The sequence below is a fragment of the Kitasatospora sp. Ki12 genome, from assembly GCF_054601375.1.
Genome location: NZ_BAAIHT010000001.1, coordinates 1,463,002 through 1,480,942, shown reverse-complemented (window position 1 = coordinate 1,480,942; position 17,941 = coordinate 1,463,002). Strand labels below are relative to the sequence as shown.

The 17,941-nt window shown below is 72.8% G+C and carries 17 protein-coding genes; 8 read left to right on the top strand and 9 right to left on the bottom strand.

Annotation, left to right across the window (positions count from 1 at the left end):
* Positions 1–3 precede the first annotated feature (3 nt).
* Genes ACYP53_RS06295 through ACYP53_RS06285 form a run of 3 tightly spaced genes read right to left on the bottom strand, consistent with a single transcriptional unit; the run spans position 4 to position 3,171 of the window.
* Positions 4–267, bottom strand: coding sequence for a hypothetical protein (locus tag ACYP53_RS06295; RefSeq protein ID WP_189919935.1), 264 nt, complete (start codon positions 265–267; stop codon positions 4–6).
* A gap of 44 nt (positions 268–311) precedes the next feature.
* Positions 312–2,816, bottom strand: a complete 2,505-nt coding sequence (locus ACYP53_RS06290) for an HAD-IC family P-type ATPase (protein ID WP_459646850.1) — start codon at positions 2,814–2,816, stop codon at positions 312–314.
* A gap of 52 nt (positions 2,817–2,868) precedes the next feature.
* Positions 2,869–3,171: a DUF2530 domain-containing protein gene (locus ACYP53_RS06285; protein ID WP_189919938.1), complete on the bottom strand. Its 303-nt coding sequence runs from the start codon at positions 3,169–3,171 to the stop codon at positions 2,869–2,871.
* A 254-nt stretch (positions 3,172–3,425) separates the two neighbouring features.
* On the opposite strand from ACYP53_RS06285, the gene ACYP53_RS06280 reads away from it, so the two are divergent.
* Positions 3,426–4,886 (top strand): NCS2 family permease, encoded by a 1,461-nt coding sequence (locus ACYP53_RS06280; protein ID WP_189919940.1) that lies wholly within the window; start codon positions 3,426–3,428, stop codon positions 4,884–4,886.
* A gap of 151 nt (positions 4,887–5,037) precedes the next feature.
* Here ACYP53_RS06280 and ACYP53_RS06275 read toward each other — a convergent pair whose 3' ends face one another.
* A complete protein-coding gene (locus ACYP53_RS06275) occupies positions 5,038–5,487 on the bottom strand; it encodes a VOC family protein (RefSeq protein ID WP_459646849.1) in 450 nt (149 codons plus the stop codon).
* Between the two features lie 134 nt (positions 5,488–5,621).
* Between ACYP53_RS06275 and ACYP53_RS06270 the strand changes: the two genes are divergently transcribed.
* Both ACYP53_RS06270 and ACYP53_RS06265 read left to right on the top strand, forming a co-directional pair.
* Entirely contained in the window at positions 5,622–6,545 is a 924-nt protein-coding gene (locus tag ACYP53_RS06270; protein WP_189919944.1) for a DUF4231 domain-containing protein, read from the top strand.
* 214 nt (positions 6,546–6,759) lie between these two features.
* Complete coding sequence (locus ACYP53_RS06265) at positions 6,760–8,472, top strand: enoyl-CoA hydratase-related protein (RefSeq protein WP_459646848.1); 1,713 nt, start codon at positions 6,760–6,762, stop codon at positions 8,470–8,472.
* 113 nt (positions 8,473–8,585) lie between these two features.
* Here the strand turns inward: ACYP53_RS06265 and ACYP53_RS06260 are convergent, their stop codons facing one another.
* The gene (locus ACYP53_RS06260; RefSeq protein WP_459646847.1) at positions 8,586–9,431 is read right to left on the bottom strand and encodes an MHYT domain-containing protein; all 846 of its coding nucleotides are present in this window, start codon (positions 9,429–9,431) and stop codon (positions 8,586–8,588) included.
* 301 nt (positions 9,432–9,732) lie between these two features.
* Positions 9,733–10,164, bottom strand: a complete 432-nt coding sequence (locus ACYP53_RS06255) for a VOC family protein (RefSeq protein WP_189919950.1) — start codon at positions 10,162–10,164, stop codon at positions 9,733–9,735.
* Positions 10,165–10,309: 145 nt separating this feature from the next.
* Here ACYP53_RS06255 and ACYP53_RS06250 point away from each other — a divergent pair, with 145 nt between their 5' ends.
* Both ACYP53_RS06250 and ACYP53_RS06245 read left to right on the top strand, forming a co-directional pair.
* Positions 10,310–10,744: a MarR family winged helix-turn-helix transcriptional regulator gene (locus tag ACYP53_RS06250; RefSeq protein WP_030235202.1), complete on the top strand. Its 435-nt coding sequence runs from the start codon at positions 10,310–10,312 to the stop codon at positions 10,742–10,744.
* Between the two features lie 141 nt (positions 10,745–10,885).
* Positions 10,886–12,433: an MFS transporter gene (locus ACYP53_RS06245; RefSeq protein WP_459646846.1), complete on the top strand. Its 1,548-nt coding sequence runs from the start codon at positions 10,886–10,888 to the stop codon at positions 12,431–12,433.
* 118 nt (positions 12,434–12,551) lie between these two features.
* On the opposite strand, the gene ACYP53_RS06240 is transcribed toward ACYP53_RS06245, so the two are convergent.
* Positions 12,552–13,088 carry a GNAT family N-acetyltransferase gene (locus tag ACYP53_RS06240; RefSeq protein WP_459646845.1) on the bottom strand — a complete coding sequence of 179 codons (537 nt, stop codon included), beginning with the start codon at positions 13,086–13,088 and terminating at the stop codon, positions 12,552–12,554.
* Between the two features lie 69 nt (positions 13,089–13,157).
* Here ACYP53_RS06240 and thpR point away from each other — a divergent pair, with 69 nt between their 5' ends.
* Positions 13,158–13,748 carry an RNA 2',3'-cyclic phosphodiesterase gene (gene thpR, locus ACYP53_RS06235; RefSeq protein WP_189919960.1) on the top strand — a complete coding sequence of 197 codons (591 nt, stop codon included), beginning with the start codon at positions 13,158–13,160 and terminating at the stop codon, positions 13,746–13,748.
* 273 nt (positions 13,749–14,021) lie between these two features.
* On the opposite strand, the gene serC is transcribed toward thpR, so the two are convergent.
* Entirely contained in the window at positions 14,022–15,140 is a 1,119-nt protein-coding gene (serC, locus tag ACYP53_RS06230; protein WP_459646844.1) for a phosphoserine transaminase, read from the bottom strand.
* 150 nt (positions 15,141–15,290) lie between these two features.
* The gene (locus tag ACYP53_RS06225; RefSeq protein WP_097236627.1) at positions 15,291–16,391 is read right to left on the bottom strand and encodes a citrate synthase 2; all 1,101 of its coding nucleotides are present in this window, start codon (positions 16,389–16,391) and stop codon (positions 15,291–15,293) included.
* Between the two features lie 421 nt (positions 16,392–16,812).
* Between ACYP53_RS06225 and pdxH the strand changes: the two genes are divergently transcribed.
* Both pdxH and fxsA read left to right on the top strand, forming a co-directional pair.
* On the top strand, positions 16,813–17,445 hold the full coding sequence (gene pdxH, locus ACYP53_RS06220; RefSeq protein WP_189920127.1) for a pyridoxamine 5'-phosphate oxidase: 633 nt from the start codon (positions 16,813–16,815) through the stop codon (positions 17,443–17,445).
* A gap of 240 nt (positions 17,446–17,685) precedes the next feature.
* Positions 17,686–17,877 (top strand): FxSxx-COOH cyclophane-containing RiPP peptide, encoded by a 192-nt coding sequence (gene fxsA / locus ACYP53_RS06215; protein ID WP_189919964.1) that lies wholly within the window; start codon positions 17,686–17,688, stop codon positions 17,875–17,877.
* The last annotated feature ends 64 nt before the right edge of the window (positions 17,878–17,941 follow it).

The window sequence follows — 17,941 nt, the reverse complement described above, 5'->3', positions numbered from 1 at the left end:
GCCTCAGGGCCGTTCGCGGCGGCGCTTGAGCCGGAGGTAGACGAGGACGGTGGTGGCCGGCCAGACGGCCACCACCAGGGCCTTCAGGGCCGTCGGGAACCAGGGCCGTGAGGGCGAGGTCAGCTCGCCGGCGTTCATCAGCCAGCCGGCGCCCAGCAGGGCCAGGACCGTCAGCCCGGCCGCCAGCAGGCCGCTCAGGAAGGCGGCGAAGGCCTCCACCTGCCCGTTCTCGCGCTCGGATCCGGATCGCCCGTCCGTGTAAGCCATGCGTACGGCACCCCCTCGGTGGTCACACCCACGGTACCCGCGGCCTACTCCAGCCCGCGGCGCTTCAGGTAGCTCCAGGCGATCTCCAGGGCGATGCCGCAGACCGCCGCGATGGCGACGCCGATCAGCGGGTCGCGGGTGCCGACCAGGGAGAGCTGGAAGAAGTCGGACAGCGGGGGGACCAGCAGGACCAGGGCGAACGCGCCGCCCATGGTGCCGATCAGCAGCAGGCGCCACCAGCTGTACGGGCGGGCGACGATGGCGAGGACCCAGATGGCGATCAGGAAGAGCGTCAGGGTGGCCACGCTGGTGTCGGCCTTGAGCTCGGTCGCGTGGTCGGCGCGGGCGAGCGCGTAGGCGACGAAGGTGCCCGTCCCGGCGATCGCGCCGCCGGGGACGGCCAGCCGCAGCACCCGCTTCACGAAGCCGGTGCGGGCCCGCTCGTTGTTGGGGGCGAGCGCGAGGAAGAAGGCCGGCACGCCGATGGTCAGCGTGGACAGCACGGTGGAGTGCCGGGGCAGGAACGGGTACGGCGAATGGGTGAAGATCACCAGCAGCGCCAGGAGCACCGAGTAGACCGTCTTCACCAGGAACAGCGACGCGACCCGCTCGATGTTGCCGATCACCCGGCGGCCCTCGGCGACCACCGACGGCAGTGAGGCGAAGGAGTCGTTCAGCAGCACGATCTGGGCGACCGCCTTGGTCGCGTCGGAGCCGGTGCCCATCGCCACGCCGATGTCGGCGTCCTTGAGCGCCAGCACGTCGTTGACGCCGTCGCCGGTCATCGCCACGGTGTGGCCGCGCGACTGCAGCGCCCCGACCAGCAGCCGCTTCTGCTGCGGGGTGACCCGGCCGAAGACGCTGGTCCGGTCGGCGGTCTCGGCGAGCTCCTCGGGGTCGGTGGGCAGGGTGCGGGCGTCCAGTGGGTGGTCGGCGCCGGGCAGGCCCAGGTGGCCGGCCACCGCGCCGACCGAGACCGCCGCGTCGCCGGAGATGACCTTGGCCCGGACCCGCTGCCCCTCGAAGTACCGCAGGGTCTCGGCGGCGTCGCCGCGCAGCCGCTGCTGCAGCACCACCAGCGCGAGCGGGGTGAGGCCGGCCGCCGGGTCGAGGGAGTCCAGCGGGACGGGCGTGCGGCCCAGCAGCAGCACCCGCAGGCCCCGCGCGCCCAGCTCGTCCACCTCGGCCAGCGCCGGGTGCCCGGCGGGCAGCAGCACGTCGGGGGCACCGAGCAGCCAGCTGGCCTCGCCGCCGTGCGGCTCCAGCAGCTGCACGCCGCTCCACTTGCGGGCGGAGGAGAAGGGCATCGCCTCGATCACCCGCCAGCCGTCGCGGCCCGTCGGACCGCCCGGTGCGCCGCCTGCTGCGCCGCCCGCCGCACCGCCCGGTGCGCCGTCGTCGCCGCGCCCGTACGCGTCGATGACGGCCTGCATGGACGGGTTGGGGCGGGCGTCGGCGCCCGCCATCACGGCGAGCGCGTGCTTGACGGTGTCCTTGTCGACGGTGGTGGTCTCCCCGTTCGAGATCACCCGCAGGTCGATCACGTCCATGCCGCCCTCGGTGAGGGTGCCGGTCTTGTCCAGGCAGACGGTGTCCACCCGGGCCAGGCCCTCGATCGCCGGGAGCTCCTGGACCAGGCACTGCTTGCGCCCGAGCCGGATCACGCCGATCGCGAAGGCCACCGAGGTCAGCAGCACCAGGCCCTCGGGGACCATCGGGACGATGCCGGCCACCATCCGCCGCACGGCCTCGCGCCAGTCCCGGCCCTCGACGGCCAGCTGGCTGATGATCAGGCCGATCGCGGTGGGGATCAGCAGGTAGGTGATGAACCGCAGGATGCTGTCGATGCCGCTGCGCAGCTCCGACTTGACCAGGGTGAACTTGCTGGCCTCCTCGGCGAGCTGGGCCGCGTAGGCCTCGCGGCCGACTTTGGTGGCGGTGAACGCGCCCGCGCCGGCCACCACGAAGCTGCCGGACATCACCGGGTCGCCGGGCTGCTTGAGGACGGGGTCGGGCTCGCCGGTGAGCAGGGACTCGTCGATCTCCAGGCCGTCGGCCTCGGTGACCTCGCCGTCCACGATCACCTTGTCGCCGATGCCGAGCAGCACGGTGTCGTCGAGGACGATCTCGGGGACGCCGATCTGCCGGACGGCGCCGTCCCGGCGGACCTGCGGGCGGACCTCGCCGATCAGGGCCAGGCTGTCCAGGGTCTTCTTGGCGCGCAGTTCCTGGATGATGCCGATCGCCGTGTTGGCGACGATGACCAGGCCGAACAGGCCGTCCTGGATCGGTCCGACGATCAGGATGATCCCGAACATCACGCCGATGATCGCGTTGAAGCGGGTGAAGACGTTGGCCCGGACGATCTCCCTGGTGGAGCGGCTGGACCGCACCGGGACGTCGTTGACCTGCCCCTTCGCGACCCGCTCGGCCACCTCGGCGGCGGTCAGGCCGCCGCGCCGCCCGGGCAGCAGCCCGAGCGGGTGGGCTCCGTCCGGACGGTCCCGGTCGGTCGGCTGCTCGTCAGCTGGCTGGGCAGGCTGCGTCATGGCACCGACTCTACGGGTGCCTTATGTCCGATGCGTGCTACTAAAGGCCTATTCAGTCCGACTGGGTGGCCGGGTCCTGGCCGTCGCCGTCGGCCACCCGCGCGGCCGCCTCCGCGGCGCGGCTGCGGGCGATCGCGTCCCGCCGGGCGCGGCAGTACCAGAGGCCGATCAGGCCGAGCAGGCCGCCGGAGAGGCAGATCCACGGCCAGCTGCCGTGGCCGTGGTCGGAGAGCGTGCCCTGGAAGGGGAGCAGGGCCAGGAAGCCGACGAACCACACCACCGTGCCGCCGCCGACGATGGCGACGTCATTGGCCTCCAGCGGAGGGGGCGAGGGGTGCAGCGGCGTCTTGGGCATGGGGCCTAGCGTACGGTGCGGCGGGGGCCGGGCGCCGTCGTGGCGGCCGTGCGCGGGACCACCGCGGGCCTGCCCGGGGACTGCGCGGGGACTGTGCGGGGCCGCACGAGGGGCCTGTGCGCGGCCCGGCCGGTGTCTACGCGCGAAGATAGCGTGGGTGCGGCGGGGAAACCATACTTAAAGATCTGAGCCCGGCCACCGTCGCCCCGGGTGTCAGCTCCCCCACCTCAGCTCCCCCCACAGAGGACGCACGCATGCCTGTGGTCCAGCCGGCGACCGAGTCGCCCGAACCCGCCGACACCGCGCCGAAGCCCCCCACCAGCGCGGTCGACCGCTACTTCCGGATCAGCGAGCGCGGCTCCACGCTGCCCCGCGAGATCCGCGGCGGTGTCGCCACCTTCTTCACCATGGCGTACATCCTGGTGCTGAACCCGATCATCCTGGCGAGCGCCACGGACATGACCGGGGCCCACCTGGACAGCGCCCAGCTGGTCACCGCCACCGCCCTCACCGCGGGTCTCACCACCCTGCTGATGGGCGTCATCGGCAACGTCCCGATCGGCCTGGCCGCCGGTCTCGGCGTCAACACCATCGTGGCGCTCCAGCTCGCCCCCAAGATGACCTGGCCGGACGCCATGGGCATGGTCGTGCTGGCGGGCTTCGCGATCATGCTGCTGGTGGCCACCGGTCTGCGCGAGCGGGTCATGAACGCCGTCCCGCTCGGCCTGCGCAAGGCCATCGCGATCGGTATCGGCCTGTTCATCAGCCTGGTCGGCCTGGTCGACTCCGGCTTCGTCAGCCGCATCCCGGACGCCGCGCACACCACCGTCCCGCTGCAGCTCGGCGGCAACGGGCACCTGCTCGGCTTCCCGGTGCTGGTCTTCGTCGTCGGCCTGCTGCTCACCCTGATCCTGGTGATCCGCAAGGTGCCCGGCGCGATCCTGATCAGCATCGCGGTCTCCACCGGCCTCGCCCTGGTGATCGACAAGGTGGCCGACGTCCCGGCGCTCAAGTGGGGCCTCACCGTGCCGACCTGGCCGGGCAACCCGGTCGCCGCGCCGGACTTCGGGCTGGTCGGCAAGGTCAGCCTGTTCGGCGGCTTCGAGAAGGTCGGCGTGCTGACCGGCCTGCTGTTCGTCTTCACCGTGCTGATGTCGTGCTTCTTCGACGCGATGGGCACCATCCTCGGTGTGGCCGACGAGGCCCACCTGCTGGACGAGAAGGGCGACCTGCCCGGCATCAACCGGATCCTGATGGTCGACGGCATCGCCACCGCGGCCGGCGGCGCCACCTCCTCCTCCGCCAACACCTGCTTCGTCGAGTCCACCGCCGGCGTCGGCGAGGGCGCCCGGACCGGGTTCGCCTCGATCGTCACCGGCCTGCTCTTCGTGGTGGCGCTCTTCCTGACCCCGCTCGCCACCATGGTCCCCGCCCAGGCCGCCACCCCGGCCCTGGTCACCGTCGGCTTCCTGATCCTGGCCAACTCGATCAAGGAGATCGACTGGGCCGACTACACGATCGCGATCCCGGCCTTCCTGACCATCGTGCTGATGCCGTTCACCTACAGCATCACCAACGGCATCGGCTTCGGCTTCATCGCCTTCTGCGTGCTGCGCCTGGCCGCCGGCCGCGGCCGGAGCGTGCCGGTCCCGCTGTACGCGGTGGCGGCGGTGTTCGCCTTCTACTACCTGATGCCGGCCTTCGGCCTGCTCTGACGCCGTACCTTCCGCCGCCGTACGGGCCCGACACCGTACGCCGCGAGGCCCCGCACCCCGCCCGGGTGCGGGGCCTCGTCGTGTCCGGGACCGGTCCGGGACGGTTCCCGGCCCGGGCCCGGCCGGTTCCGGGGCAGGCCGGGCGCGCGGGTCAGTGGACGCAGAACTCGTTGCCCTCGGGGTCCCGCATGACCGTCCACGCGCCGCCGGGCTCCGCGACGTCCCGCAGCACGGTGGCGCCGAGGGCTTCGAGGCGGGTGACGGTGGCCGCGCGCCCGTCCGGGCCGGGGTGGACGTCCAGGTGCAGGCGGTTCTTGACCTGCTTGGTCTCGGGGACGGCCTGGAAGAGGATGCGGCGGCCGAGGCCGGTGTCCGAGGCGGGGTCGAAGGGGTCCTCGGGGTGGCGGACGGCGGCCAGGGTGCGCCAGGCGGGGTGGCCGTCCACCTCGGTGGTGGCCTCGGGGCCGACCGCGCCGGCCGCGAGCAGCCGGGTGACCAGCGGGCCGTGGTCCTCCACCGCGTACTCCAGGGCGGCGGCCCAGAAGGCGGCCTGGCGGTGCGGGTCGGTGCAGTCGATGACGAGCTTCCAGTGCAGCGGCATGTAACCGGTTATATCGGTTAGCGGATGGGCGGGGCAATCACCGCACGTCCCGCGCGTGTCAAAAAGGTGCCCGTGTAGGCCAGTTGACGGTGGGAATACTGGGCTGGACGGAGAAGGGGGAGGGGACTCGACCGATGGTGCAACAGGATCCGCCCGGGGGAGTCGAGGCGCAGCTGCTGCCGGAGCTGTTCCGGACGGCGGACAAGGCCTCGCTGGACGGCCAGCGCGAGACGCTGCGCTGGTACCGCGGCCTGATCTCGATGCTGGTGATCGCCGCGCTGATCGGGTCGTTCCCCGGCCCGGACGACAAGGGCGACTTCGACGTCTGGCCGCTGTTCTCGGTGGCCGCCTTCCTGGTGGCCGGCTACTTCTGGTCCCGGCTGCGCCGCAGCAACCCGCAGGGCCGCTGGTACGAGGCCCGGGCGGCGGCCGAGTCGGTCAAGACGCTGGCCTGGAAGTACACCGTCCGGGCCCGCCCGTTCGACGGTCCGGCCGAGTCCGCGGACGTGGACCGCGGCTACCTGCTGCAGCTGGAGGACGTGCTGCGGGCCTTCGAGGACCCGGAGATCGTGCCGCCCGACACCGTCGCCGAGATCACCCCGGAGATGCGCCGGCTGCGCGCCGAGAACCTGACCGCCAGGCGCACCTTCTACCTGCGCACCCGGGTCGAGGGCCAGCGCACCTGGTACCGCTCCCGGGCCGATGCCTGCGAGTCGCAGGCGGTCTCCTGGGGGCTCGGCATCGCGGTGCTGATCATCCTGGGCGCGGCGGCCGCCGTCGCCCAGGCCACCGGCGCGCTGCAGGTGCACGTCTTCGGGGTCAGCTCGGCCGCGGCGGCGGCGATCATCGCCTGGACGCAGCTCAAGCAGCTCCGCCCGCTGGCCGCCGCCTACCAGCTGGCCGCACGCGAGCTGGAGAACGTCGGCAACCAGCTCTCCGACCTGGACGTCAGGGCGCCGGACGCCGAGGCCCGCTGGGCCCGGCTGGCCGCCGAGGCGGAGGACGCGGTCTCCCGCGAGCACACCACCTGGCGGGCCCGGCGAGCCTTCCCGCGGTAGGGCCGGTGCGACGGGGGCGGCACCCCTCGGCGGGGCCCGCGCCAGTCCAACTCGGGGAAGGTACTGGGGAGATACCGCGAAGCGCGGGCCACGCCGGGACCACAGGTGTGCGGGGTACGTGAGGGTAGAGCGCCGAGGTACGGAACGTAATCATTACGTGTCCATGCCCTGGTTTCATCGCCTCCGCGCGACCCCTGTCTGCCGGAGGCCCCCCTTGCGCATTCTCCTGATCGCCAGTGCGTTCAACAGCCTGACCCAGCGCGTCCACACCGAGCTGCGCGAGCGCGGCCACCAGGTCGCCGTCCAACTCGCCCTCGACGAGGAGCGGATGCGGGAGGGGGTGGCCCGCACCGATCCCGAGCTGGTCATCTGCCCGATGCTGACCAAGGCCGTCCCGCAGGACATCTGGTCCACCCGGACCGTCCTGATCGTGCACCCGGGGCCCACCGGCGACCGCGGCCCCTCCTCGCTCGACTGGGCGATCACCGAGGGCGCGGAACGCTGGGGCGTCACCGTGCTGCAGGCCGTGGAGGAGATGGACGCCGGCGACATCTGGGCGTCCGTCGAGTTCCCCGTCCCGGTCTGCGGCAAGAGCGAGCTGTACCGGGGCGAGGTCGCCGACGCCGCCGTGGAGGCCGTCCTGCTGGCCGTCCAGCGGTACGAGGGCGGGCTGTTCACCCCCGAACCGCTGGACTACGCCCGGCCGGACGTGCACGGCGAGCTGCGGCCCCTCCTGCGCCAGGCGACCCGCCGGATCGACTGGGAGCAGGACGACACCGCCACGGTGCTGCGCAAGCTGCGCGCCGCCGACTCCCAGCCCGGCGTGCTGGACGAGCTGTACGGGCGGGAGTACTTCCTGCACGGCGGCCACCCCGAGGACGAGCTGCGCGGCCCGGTGCCCGGCGCCGTCCTGGCCACCCGGGACGGCGCGATCTGCCGGGCCACCACGGACGGCGCGGTGTGGATCCCGCAGCTGCGCGCGCGCCGAACCCCGGGCGGGCCGGCCACCTTCAAGCTGCCGGCCGCGACGGTGCTCGCGGACGAGCTGCACCGGGTCCGCGAGGTGCGGGTGAGCCCGGTGGCGGCCGCCCGCCGCGACACCTGGTCGGAGCTGCGCTACCGCGAGGAGGGCGAGGTCGGCTTCCTCGAATTCGCCCACCCCGGAGGGGCGGTGAGCACCGAGCAGTGCCGCCGGCTGCTCGCCGCCTACCGGGAGGCGGCCGACCGGCCCACCTCGGTGCTGGTGCTCGGCGCGCCCCGGGACTTCTACTCCAACGGGATCCAGCTCAACGTCATCGAGGGCGCGGTGTTCCCGGCGCTGGAGTCCTGGGAGAACATCAACGCGATGGACGACTTCGTCGAGGCCGTCCTGACCACGACGGACAAGGTGACCGTCGCGGCCCTCGCCGGGAACGCGGCGGCCGGCGGTCTGATGGCGGCGCTCGCCGCGGACGAGGTGTGGTGCCGCGACTCGGCGGTGCTCAACCCGCACTACCGCCTGATGGGCCTGTACGGCTCCGAGTACTGGACGTACACCCTGCCGAACCGGGTCGGCGCCGCGCAGGCCGAGCGGCTCACCACCGAGGCGCTGCCGGTCGGGGCCGAACACGCCCGCCGGATCGGCCTGGTGGACCGTACGGCCGGCGGGGACGCGGCTGGGTTCCGCCGCTGGGTGGCCCGGGAGGCGGCCCGGATCGCCGCCTCACCGGAGCTCACCGGGCGGCTGGTGGACAAGAAGCGCCGTCGCGCCGCCGACGAGGAGGCGAAGCCGCTGGCCGAGTACCGGGCCGAGGAACTGCGGCGGATGCACGCCAACTTCTACCGGGCGGGCGAGCCGTACCACGGGCTGCGGCGGGACTTCGTGCACAAGGTCTGCCCGGTGGACACGCCGGAGCACCTGACCGGGCTGCTCGGGCGGCCCGAGTAGCGCGGCCCGAGTAGCGCGGCCCGAGTAGCGCGTACGGAGGCCCGATTGCGCGTACGGAGGCCCGGCCGGGTCCCCCACCCCGGCCGGGCCTCCGTACGCGTGTCCGCCCGCGCTCAGCGCCGGGCGCCGGCCCCGTCGAGGTGCCGGCGCTGCTCCGGGACGCGGGGCGGCCGGGGCGGCCGGGGTGCCCGCGGGGGCAGCGGCGCGGCCGGACCGGCCAGCAGGGGCTGGGTGTCGGGGCGGCTCGGCGAGACGGCGAAGGCCAGCGAGCCGAAGAAGACGTAGCAGCCGAGCCCGACGCCGAGCGGGAAGATGAACTGCAGCGCCATCACACCGCCCTGGGTGCTCTGCGATTCGTCGAGCCGGACCGACAGCGCCGCCATGCCGGTGTAGTGCATGGCGCAGACGGCCACGCCCATCACCGGCGCCGCCGACAGCACGGCGAGCGTGCCCCGGATGTTCAGCGCGGCCCAGAGCGCGGCCGTCGCCGCGAAGACCGCGATGCCGACCGAGAGCCACACCGTGGTCTGGTCGTAGCCGAGGTGGCCGGGCAGGACCATCGCGGCCATGCCCAGGTAGTGCATCGCGGCGACGCCCAGACCGGTGGTCAGCCCGCCGGCCAGCAGCGCCAGGACGGGCTGGCTGCGCCAGTACCCGACGGTGAACAGGCCGACGCCGACGACGGCGACGGCGACCAGCAGGCTGAGCACGGTCAGCCCGGGCTGGTAGGTGATCTCGGCGCCGGTCACCGAGAAGCCGAGCATCGCGATGAAGTGCATGGACCAGATCCCGGCGCCGAGCGAGGTCGACGCGAAGAGCAGCCAGACGGCCCGGGTACGGCCCTTGGAGACGAGCGCCCAGCGGGCGCTGCGCAGGGCCACGAAGGAGCCGAGGCAGGCGACGAAGTACGAGACCGCCGGTGTCACCCAGCCGTGGTCGGCATGGTGGATCGCACCCAATTGAGCTCCCTGGAGGAGGAGTAGAGGGCGCCAGGGCTCGGGCGGACGGGGTGGCCAGGGATGGCCGGGGAAGACGTGCGGCAACGGGCACGGGAAACGGGCACGGGCACGGCGGTCCGCCGAAGGGAGACCTGGCGTGTGGTGCCCCTGACAAAATGTGAGCGTAACCATTTCCCGGCGGTCGCACAATGTTCGTGCTTTTCGTGAAATCCCAGGTCAGGATGGACCTTTACGCGGCCTTCATGATCTTGGCACCAATCCCTGACACGGCCTGCGCGCCACCCCCCACCCCGTTCGTGCCTTACTCCAGCGGAGCTAGCCCGAACGGGTGGCCGGCCGGGTCGATCAGCACCTTGAGCGTGCGGCCGTGCTGGTACGCGGGCTCGGTCGCGCCGAGCGCGAGGGCCTTCGCGGTGGACTCCTCCAGGTCGTCCACGTAGAAGTCGAGGTGGAAGTGCTTGCTCCCGTCCGGCTCCGTCCACGGCTCCGGTCGGTACCCCTTCACCCGCCCGAAGCCCAGGGGGCTGCCGCCCTCGGGGTTGTCCAGGATCGCGAAGTTCTCGTCCACGTGCCGGCTCTCCCAGCCCAGCAGCTCGCCGTAGAACGACGCCAGCGCGACCGGGTCGGCGCAGTCGATGGTGACCATGGCGAGCCGGGCGAACCCGGTGTCGTCCTGCCCGGGCGGCCCGGACTGCGCGGGCGCCTGGGACTGCTCGGCGGCGAGGTCGGACATGGCTGGTCGGCCCTTCCTGGAGTCGGGATCGGTCCTTCCTGGAGTCGGGACCTGGGGGCTCATCACCAATATGGCACCGGGGTGATCCTCCGGCGCGGTGGGAAGTCGATTTTCTTTAGCGAGGGTAATGACGTAGTCTAAAGAGATGCCCGAGATGTCCGAGCAGGACCTCGCAGCGATCAGTCAGCTGCGGTCGTCCACGATGCGCCTCTCCCGACGACTCAAACACCAGCGGGTGGAGGAGTCGTTGAGTCCCACCGAGATGGGGGTGCTGGGCACCCTCGCCCGGTGCGGGAAGGCGACACCGGGTGAGCTCGCCCGGAAGGAGCACGTGCAGCCTCCTTCGATGACCAGGATCGTCGCGATGCTGGAGGAGAAGGGGCTGGTGCGGCGGGAGCCGCACCCCGAGGACCGCCGCCAGGTGGTCGTCAGCAGCACCGAGCAGGCCGAGACGATCCTCGCGGAGAGTCGTCGGCGCCGAAACGTCTGGCTCGCCGAGCTCGCCCAAGGGCTCGACGAGGAGGAATGGGCCGTCCTCCGGGAGGCCGCGCCCGTGCTCTACAAGCTCGCCCACCTGTAGCCCGTACGTGCGCGTGCAGCCCGTACGCCCGCAGCTCGAACACCTCAGGGGCACACCGACCCCGGCCGGCCGCCGGGAGAAGAAGGAGCAGGCATCACCGCAGGACCGACCACCGACACCAGGAGCGCGACGGCCACCGCCATGGCCGTCGCGCCGCGAGGGGAGACCACCGTGACACCGCCGGCCGCAGCCAGCGCCGCCGCCATCCGTACCGACGAACCGACCACCGACCCCGCGGCGAACGCCGCGACCGCCGACGCCCAGGCACCCGCCCCCACGGGGCTGCCCGGCAACGGCGACGACGACCCCGACGAACGCACCGCGGCGGACTCCGCCGCTCAGGGCCGCACCCACGCGGCCTCATCTCCCGCAGGCGCCCGGTTCACCAGGCCCGGGGGGATGTTCTCCTCCCTGCGCGTTCGCAACTACCGCTACTACTTCGCCGGCCAGGTGGTGTCCAACACCGGGACCTGGATGCAGCGGATCGCCCAGGACTGGCTGGTGCTCAGCCTCACCGGCAGTCCGCTCGCGGTCGGCATCACCACCGCCATGCAGTTCCTGCCGATGCTGCTGCTCGGCCTCTTCGGCGGCGTGCTCGCCGACCGGATGCCCAAGCGCCGGCTGCTGATCTACACCCAGGGCGCGATGGGCCTGCTCGCCGCGGGCCTCGCGGTGCTGACCGTCGGCGGCGTGGTGACGCCGTACTACGTGTACGCCTTCGCGCTGCTGCTCGGCCTGGTCACCGTGGTGGACAACCCGACCCGGCAGGCCTTCGTCTCCGAGATGGTCGGGCCCAAGGACCTCGCCAACGCGGTCAGCCTGAACGCCGCCAACTTCCAGACCGCCCGCCTGGTCGGCCCCGCCGTCGCGGGCCTGCTGATCGCCGCGGTCGGCAGCGGCTGGGCCTTCGCCGTCAACGCGCTGTCCTTCGCGGCCGTGATCGGCGGGCTGCTGGCCATGCGCGAGAGCGAACTGCGCCCGACCGCGCCGATCGCCCGCGAGAAGGGGCAGTTGCGGGAGGGCCTGCGGTACGTGAAGGAGCGGCCCGAGCTGCTCTGGCCGATGGTGCTGGCCGGTTTCATCGGGACCTTCGGCTTCAACTTCCCGACGCTGCTCTCCGGTTTCGCGCACGACACCTTCAAGGTGGGCGCGGGCCAGTACGGCCTGCTGAACACCGCGATGGCGGTCGGCTCGCTGGCCGGCGCCCTGCTCGCGGCCCGCCGCGGCGCGCCCCGGCTGCGTCGGCTGGTCGGCGCGGCACTGGTCTTCGGCACACTGGAGGTGGTCGCCGCGTTCTCGCCCGACTACTGGACCTTCGCGCTGCTGCTGATGCTGATCGGGGTGTTCGGGCTGAGCTTCAACACCTCGGTCAACTCCATGCTGCAGCTGGCCACCGACCCCGAGATGCGCGGCCGGGTGATGGGCCTGCTGGTGCTGGTCTTCACCGGCGGCACGCCGATCGGCGCCCCGGTCGTCGGCTGGGTGACCGCCTCGTACGGGCCCCGGCTCGGCCTGCTGGCCTGCGGACTGGTGTCCGCGCTGGCGGCCGCCGCGGTCGGCCTGGTGCTGGCCCGCAGCGCGGACCTGAAGGTGCGCTTCGACCTGCACCCGGGCCGCGGCGGCCGGGTGGTGGCCGTCGTGCCGCGCACCGTCGCGCCGCGCAAGTCGGAGCTGGCCGCCGCCTGCTGACGGATCGTCAGTCCTGCTCGGGCCCCCGGGGATTCGCCCCCGGGGGCCCATGGTGTAGCAGGTGCGGCCCGTGGTGTCGGCGCCGGGGCCAGTGGTGCGAGAACCGGGGCCCGTGGTGTCAGAGCCGGATGGCGAGGACCTGGCCGGGCCAGACGCCGTTCGGCTGCTCGACCTCGAAGGTCTCGGTCTCGGTGAAGCCGAGCGCCCGGTACTGGGCGACCAGCTTGCGGTCGGCACCGCCGTAGCAGTCCACCCGCAGCAGGCCGATGCCGCGCCGGCGGGCCTCCTCCACCGCGTCCGCGATCAGCGCGGCGCCGATGCCCGAACCCCGGCGGGTGCGGTCGGTGACCAGGTTGCGGACGTACAGCTCGCGCTCCGCCACGGCGGGGATGTACTTCCCGCGGTCCTCGGACAGCACGCAGGAGCCGACCGTACGGCCCTCGGTGTCCACGGCCAGGCGGATCAGGAACGGCTCGCGGCCGTACTGCTCGATGTGCTCGACCCGGGCGGGCGCGGTGCTGAACGGCTGGTCGCCCCACTGGCCGGTACGGCCCTGGCCGGCCAGCCAGGCCACGGCGCCGTCGAGCAGGGACAGGATGGCGGGGACGTCCTCGGGGCCGCCGGTGCGGATCTTCAGGGCGCTGGAATCGATCATGCGCCCGTTCTAGCCCAGAACCGGGGGCTCGGGAAGATGCCCCCGCGCCCCGCGCGGGAGGATGGGCGCATGAGGCTTTTCGTGGCGGTGCTCCCGCCGGTCGAGGTGCTGCAGGGGCTGTCCGACGCCGTCGCGCCGGTGCGCGGGCTGCCCGGGGCGGACCGGCTGCGCTGGACCACCGTCGAGGGCTGGCACCTGACCCTGGCCTTCCTCGGCGAGGTGGCCGCCGAGGCGCTGCCGGAGCTGGAGGCGGGCCTGGCGGCCGTCGCCGAGGTCCACCCGGTGCACCGGCTGCGGATCGCGGGCGCCGGACGGTTCGGCGACCGGGTGCTCTGGGCCGGCGTCGAGGGCCAGACCTGGGCGCTGCGCCGGCTGGCCGAGGCGGTCACCGAGGCCGTCTCCGAGGTGGTCGGGGAGGCGGCCGACACCTTCGCCTTCCACCCGCACCTCACCCTCGCCCGGGCCGGTTCCTCGCGCGGCCACCGGCGGGCCGTCCAGCGGGTCGCGGCGGCCGAGCTGGACGGCCTGGCGGCGGCGCTGGCGGACTACCGGGGGCCGGAGTGGGAGGCCGCCGAGCTGCACCTGATGAAGAGCGACCTGGACGGCGGCTTCGCGCACTACGAGTCGCTGGGCTCCTGGGCCCTGGCGGACTGGAGCTGAGCGGCCCGTCCTCGAAGCCGTCCGCGTACTCGTCCTCGAAGCCGTCTTCGAAGGCCTCCAGATGGCCCCGGGCGGCCTCGCCGTCCCCTCGGGCGTGAGGCGGAGGTACCCTCGTTGACCGTGGATCCCAAGACTCGTATGCGCATCGTCTCCGGCACCCTGGTGCTGCTGCTGGTCGTCGTGCTGATCAGCTCACTGGCCGGTAAATAGACCCGGAACGGCGCGAGGGCCACCGCCCGCAGGCGGTGGCCCTCAGCCGTGCTCGGGTGCGGCTCAGAGCTGCTCGACCACGTAGTCGATGCACTGGGTGAGCGCCTCGACGTCCGCCGGGTCGATCGCCGGGAACATCGCGATGCGCAGCTGGTTGCGGCCCAGCTTGCGGTACGGCTCGGTGTCCACGATGCCGTTGGCACGCAGTGCCTTGGCGACCGCGGCGGCGTCCACCGACTCGTCGAAGTCGATGGTGCCGACCACCTGGGAGCGCTCGGCCGGGTTCGCCACGAAGGGGGTGGCGAAGGAGGACTTCTCGGCCCAGGTGTACAGCCGGGAGGAGGAGTCGGCGGTGCGGGCGACCGCCCAGTCCAGGCCGCCGTTGCCGTTCAGCCACTCCAGCTGGTCGGCCAGCAGGAAGAGCGTGGAGATCGACGGGGTGTTGTACGTCTGGTCCTTCGACGAGTTGTCGATGGCCGTCGGCAGCGAGAAGAACGGCGGGATGTAGCGGCCGGAGGCGGCGATCTCGGCGGCGCGCTCCAGGGCGGCCGGGGAGAAGGTGGCCAGCCACAGGCCGCCCTCGGAGGCGAAGGACTTCTGCGGGGCGAAGTAGTAGACGTCCGTCTCGGTGATGTCGACCGGCAGGCCGCCGGCGCCCGAGGTGGCGTCCACCAGGACCAGCGAGCCCTCGTCCGCGCCGGCCGGGCGCGCGATCGGCATCGCGACGCCGGTCGAGGTCTCGTTGTGGGTGAGCCCGTAGACGTCCACACCGGCCTCGGCGACCGGCAGCGGGTGGGTGCCCGGGGCGGTCTTGATCACGCTCGGCTCGGCGAGCCACGGCGCGGCCTTGACCGAGGAGCCGAACTTCGAGGAGAACTCGCCGAAGTCCAGGTGCTGGGACTTCTCCCGCACCAGGCCGAAGGCGGCGATGTCCCAGAACGCGGTGGAGCCGCCGTTGCCCAGGACGACCTGGTAGCCCTCGGGCAGCGAGAAGAGGCTGCTCACGCCCTCGCGCACGCGCTTGACCAGGTTCTTCACCGGGGCCTGGCGGTGCGAGGTGCCGAGCAGGGAGGTCTGGGTGGCGGCGAGGGCACTCAGGGCCTCGGGGCGCACCTTGGACGGTCCGCAGCCGAAACGGCCGTCTGCGGGCTTGATGTCAGCGGGGATCTGGATCTGAGCCACGCGCGCAGCCTACCGGCCGGGGGTGGGGCGGGGGTACGGTCGTCCGCCCGCTGAGACTGTGATCTTGACTGCTCGGAGACGCCGACAGCGGGCCCGGCCGAGGCCGGACCCGCTGGTCAGGGGCGCTGTTCGGACGTTCGTCCGGTGCGGTCAGCGGGCGATGGCGTCCCAGCCCTCGATCTCCTCGGGACGGCGCGGGCCGGGGCCGATGTAGCGCGCGGCGGGGCGCACGAGCCGGCCCGTGCGCTTCTGCTCCAGGATGTGCGCCGACCAGCCGGCGGTGCGGGCGCAGGTGAACATCGAGGTGAACATGTGCGCCGGGACCTCGGCGAAGTCCAGCATGATGGCGGCCCAGAACTCGACGTTGGTGGCCAGCACGCGGTCGGGGCGGCGGTTGTGCAGCTCCTCCAGGGCGGCCTTCTCCAGCGCCTCGGCGACCTCGAAGCGCGGCGCGCCGAGCTCCTTGGCGGTGCGGCGCAGCACGCGGGCGCGCGGGTCCTCGGCGCGGTAGACGCGGTGGCCGAAGCCCATCAGGCGCTCGCCCTTGTCCAGGGCGTTCTTGACCCACGCGGTCGCGTCGCCGGTGCGCTCGATCTCCTCGATCATGCCGAGCACGCGGGAGGGCGCGCCGCCGTGCAGCGGGCCGGACATCGCGCCGACCGCGCCGGAGAGCGCGGCCGCGACGTCGGCGCCGGTGGAGGCGATGACGCGGGCGGTGAAGGTGGAGGCGTTCATGCCGTGCTCGGCGGCGGACGTCCAGTAGGCGTCGATGGCCTTGACGTGCTTCGGGTCCGGCTCGCCCCGCCAGCGGATCATGAAGCGCTCGACGACCGTCTCGGCCTTGTCGATCTCGCTCTGCGGGACCATCGGCAGGCCCTGGCCGCGGGCCGACTGGGCGACGTAGGACAGCGCCATCACGGCGGCGCGCGCGAGGTCGTCGCGGGCCTGCTCGGCGGAGATGTCCAGCAGCGGCTTGAGGCCCCAGACCGGGGCGAGCATGGCGAGCGCGGACTGCACGTCGACCCGGATGTCGCCGGAGTGCACCGGGATCGGGAACGGCTCGGCGGCCGGCAGTCCCGGGTTGAACTTGCCGTCCACCAGCAGGCCCCAGACGTGGCCGAAGGAGACGTTGCCGACCAGGTCGTCGATGTCGACACCGCGGTACCGCAGGGCGCCGCCTTCACGGTCGGGCTCGGCGATCTCGCTCTCGAACGCGACGACTCCCTCAAGCCCGGGTACGAAATCGGACATGCGACGGCTCCTTCAGTTCTGTGTTCGGCGCTCCGCCGTGGTGGGGCGGGCGCGCCAGTGACCGAATCGTGGTTGGCACTCGGTGCCAGAGTGACAGGCACGGGGTGCATTGCGCCATACACCACCGTGGTGATGTTTGCCCTGGGCCCGCTTGACTTTTCCGCCGAGGGTCGGTCGTGCCCGGGGGACGGCCGGGGCCCAAACGCACTCGGTTCCGGACAATTCCCCGTACGACGGGCAGCCAAGCGGTGGCGAGTCACCTTATCTCCCACCGGGGTTTGTCCGGAGGTAGCGGTGCCGGTTGCTTGTCGTACGGGATGATGTTGACGTGCAGACCCCGGAACGCGCCCAGTCGACGCCCCTGAGCCCCGCCACCCGGACCCCGGCCGACGAGGCCCGCCCCGGCCCGGACCTCACCGTGATGCGCAAGCACTACATCCACGAGGGCCTGGTCGAGGAGCGGCTCGCGCCCGAGCCGGTCGGCCAGTTCACCCGCTGGTTCCACGAGGCGGACGACGCCGGCGTGGTGGAGCCCAACGCCATGGTGCTCTCCACCGCCGACGCCGAGGGGCGGCCCAACTCGCGCACCGTACTGCTCAAGGGCTACGACGCGCGCGGCTTCGTGTTCTTCACCAACTACGGCTCCCGCAAGGGCTCCGAGCTCGCCGCCAACCCGCACGCCGCACTGCTGTTCCCGTGGATCGCGCTGGCCCGCCAGGTCATCGTCCAGGGCCGGGTGGAGAAGGTCGGCCGGGACGAGACCGCCGCCTACTTCCGCACCCGCCCGCACGGCTCCCAGCTGGGCGCCTGGGCCAGCGAACAGTCCAGCCCGGTCGCCGGCCGCGAGATCCTCGAACAGCGCTACGCCGAGCTCGAACGCCGCTACCCGGAGGGCGAGGGCGTGCCCGTCCCGCCGTTCTGGGGCGGGTACCGGGTCGTCCCGGAGAGCGTCGAGTTCTGGCAGGGCCGCGAGAACCGCCTCCACGACCGCCTCCGCTACCTCGCCGACCCGACGAGCCCCACGGGGTGGCGGGTGGAGCGGCTCTGCCCGTGAGGGCACCGGGGCCGTGCTCACGGCGGGGCCGATGGGGCTGATGAGGCCGGTGGGGCCGACCGGGGCCGGGGGCTCCGGGGGTCCTGCGGGCCCGGTGGGCCGACCGGGTCGGGCCGGGCGTGGCGTCGGCGCTAAGCTGATGGGTTGTCACTTCTCGGGTGTAGGATGCCCGTCGCGGACCTGGGTCGATGCGTTTCCGGCCAGCAACGCGCTGTGCCGGCACGATCGAGTGAGGGACTGATGGGCGTCACCGGTGCGGAAACCGCCGCTGGACTCGGCTCTGACCTGGTCGACGTCACCGCCCTGCCGCTCGACGAGCTCGACGCCCTGCCCGACACCGTCCTCGGCGACCTGCTGCGCCGGGTGGTCGCGGACGCCCTGACCCCCGGCGCGGAACCGCTCGCGGCGTTCCAGTCGTCGCTCGGCCGGTAGCGCGGCCCCCGGGCCGGTCCGTCGCGCGCCCCCTTCGGCGCGCCCGCGATCCCTCCGGCGCGCC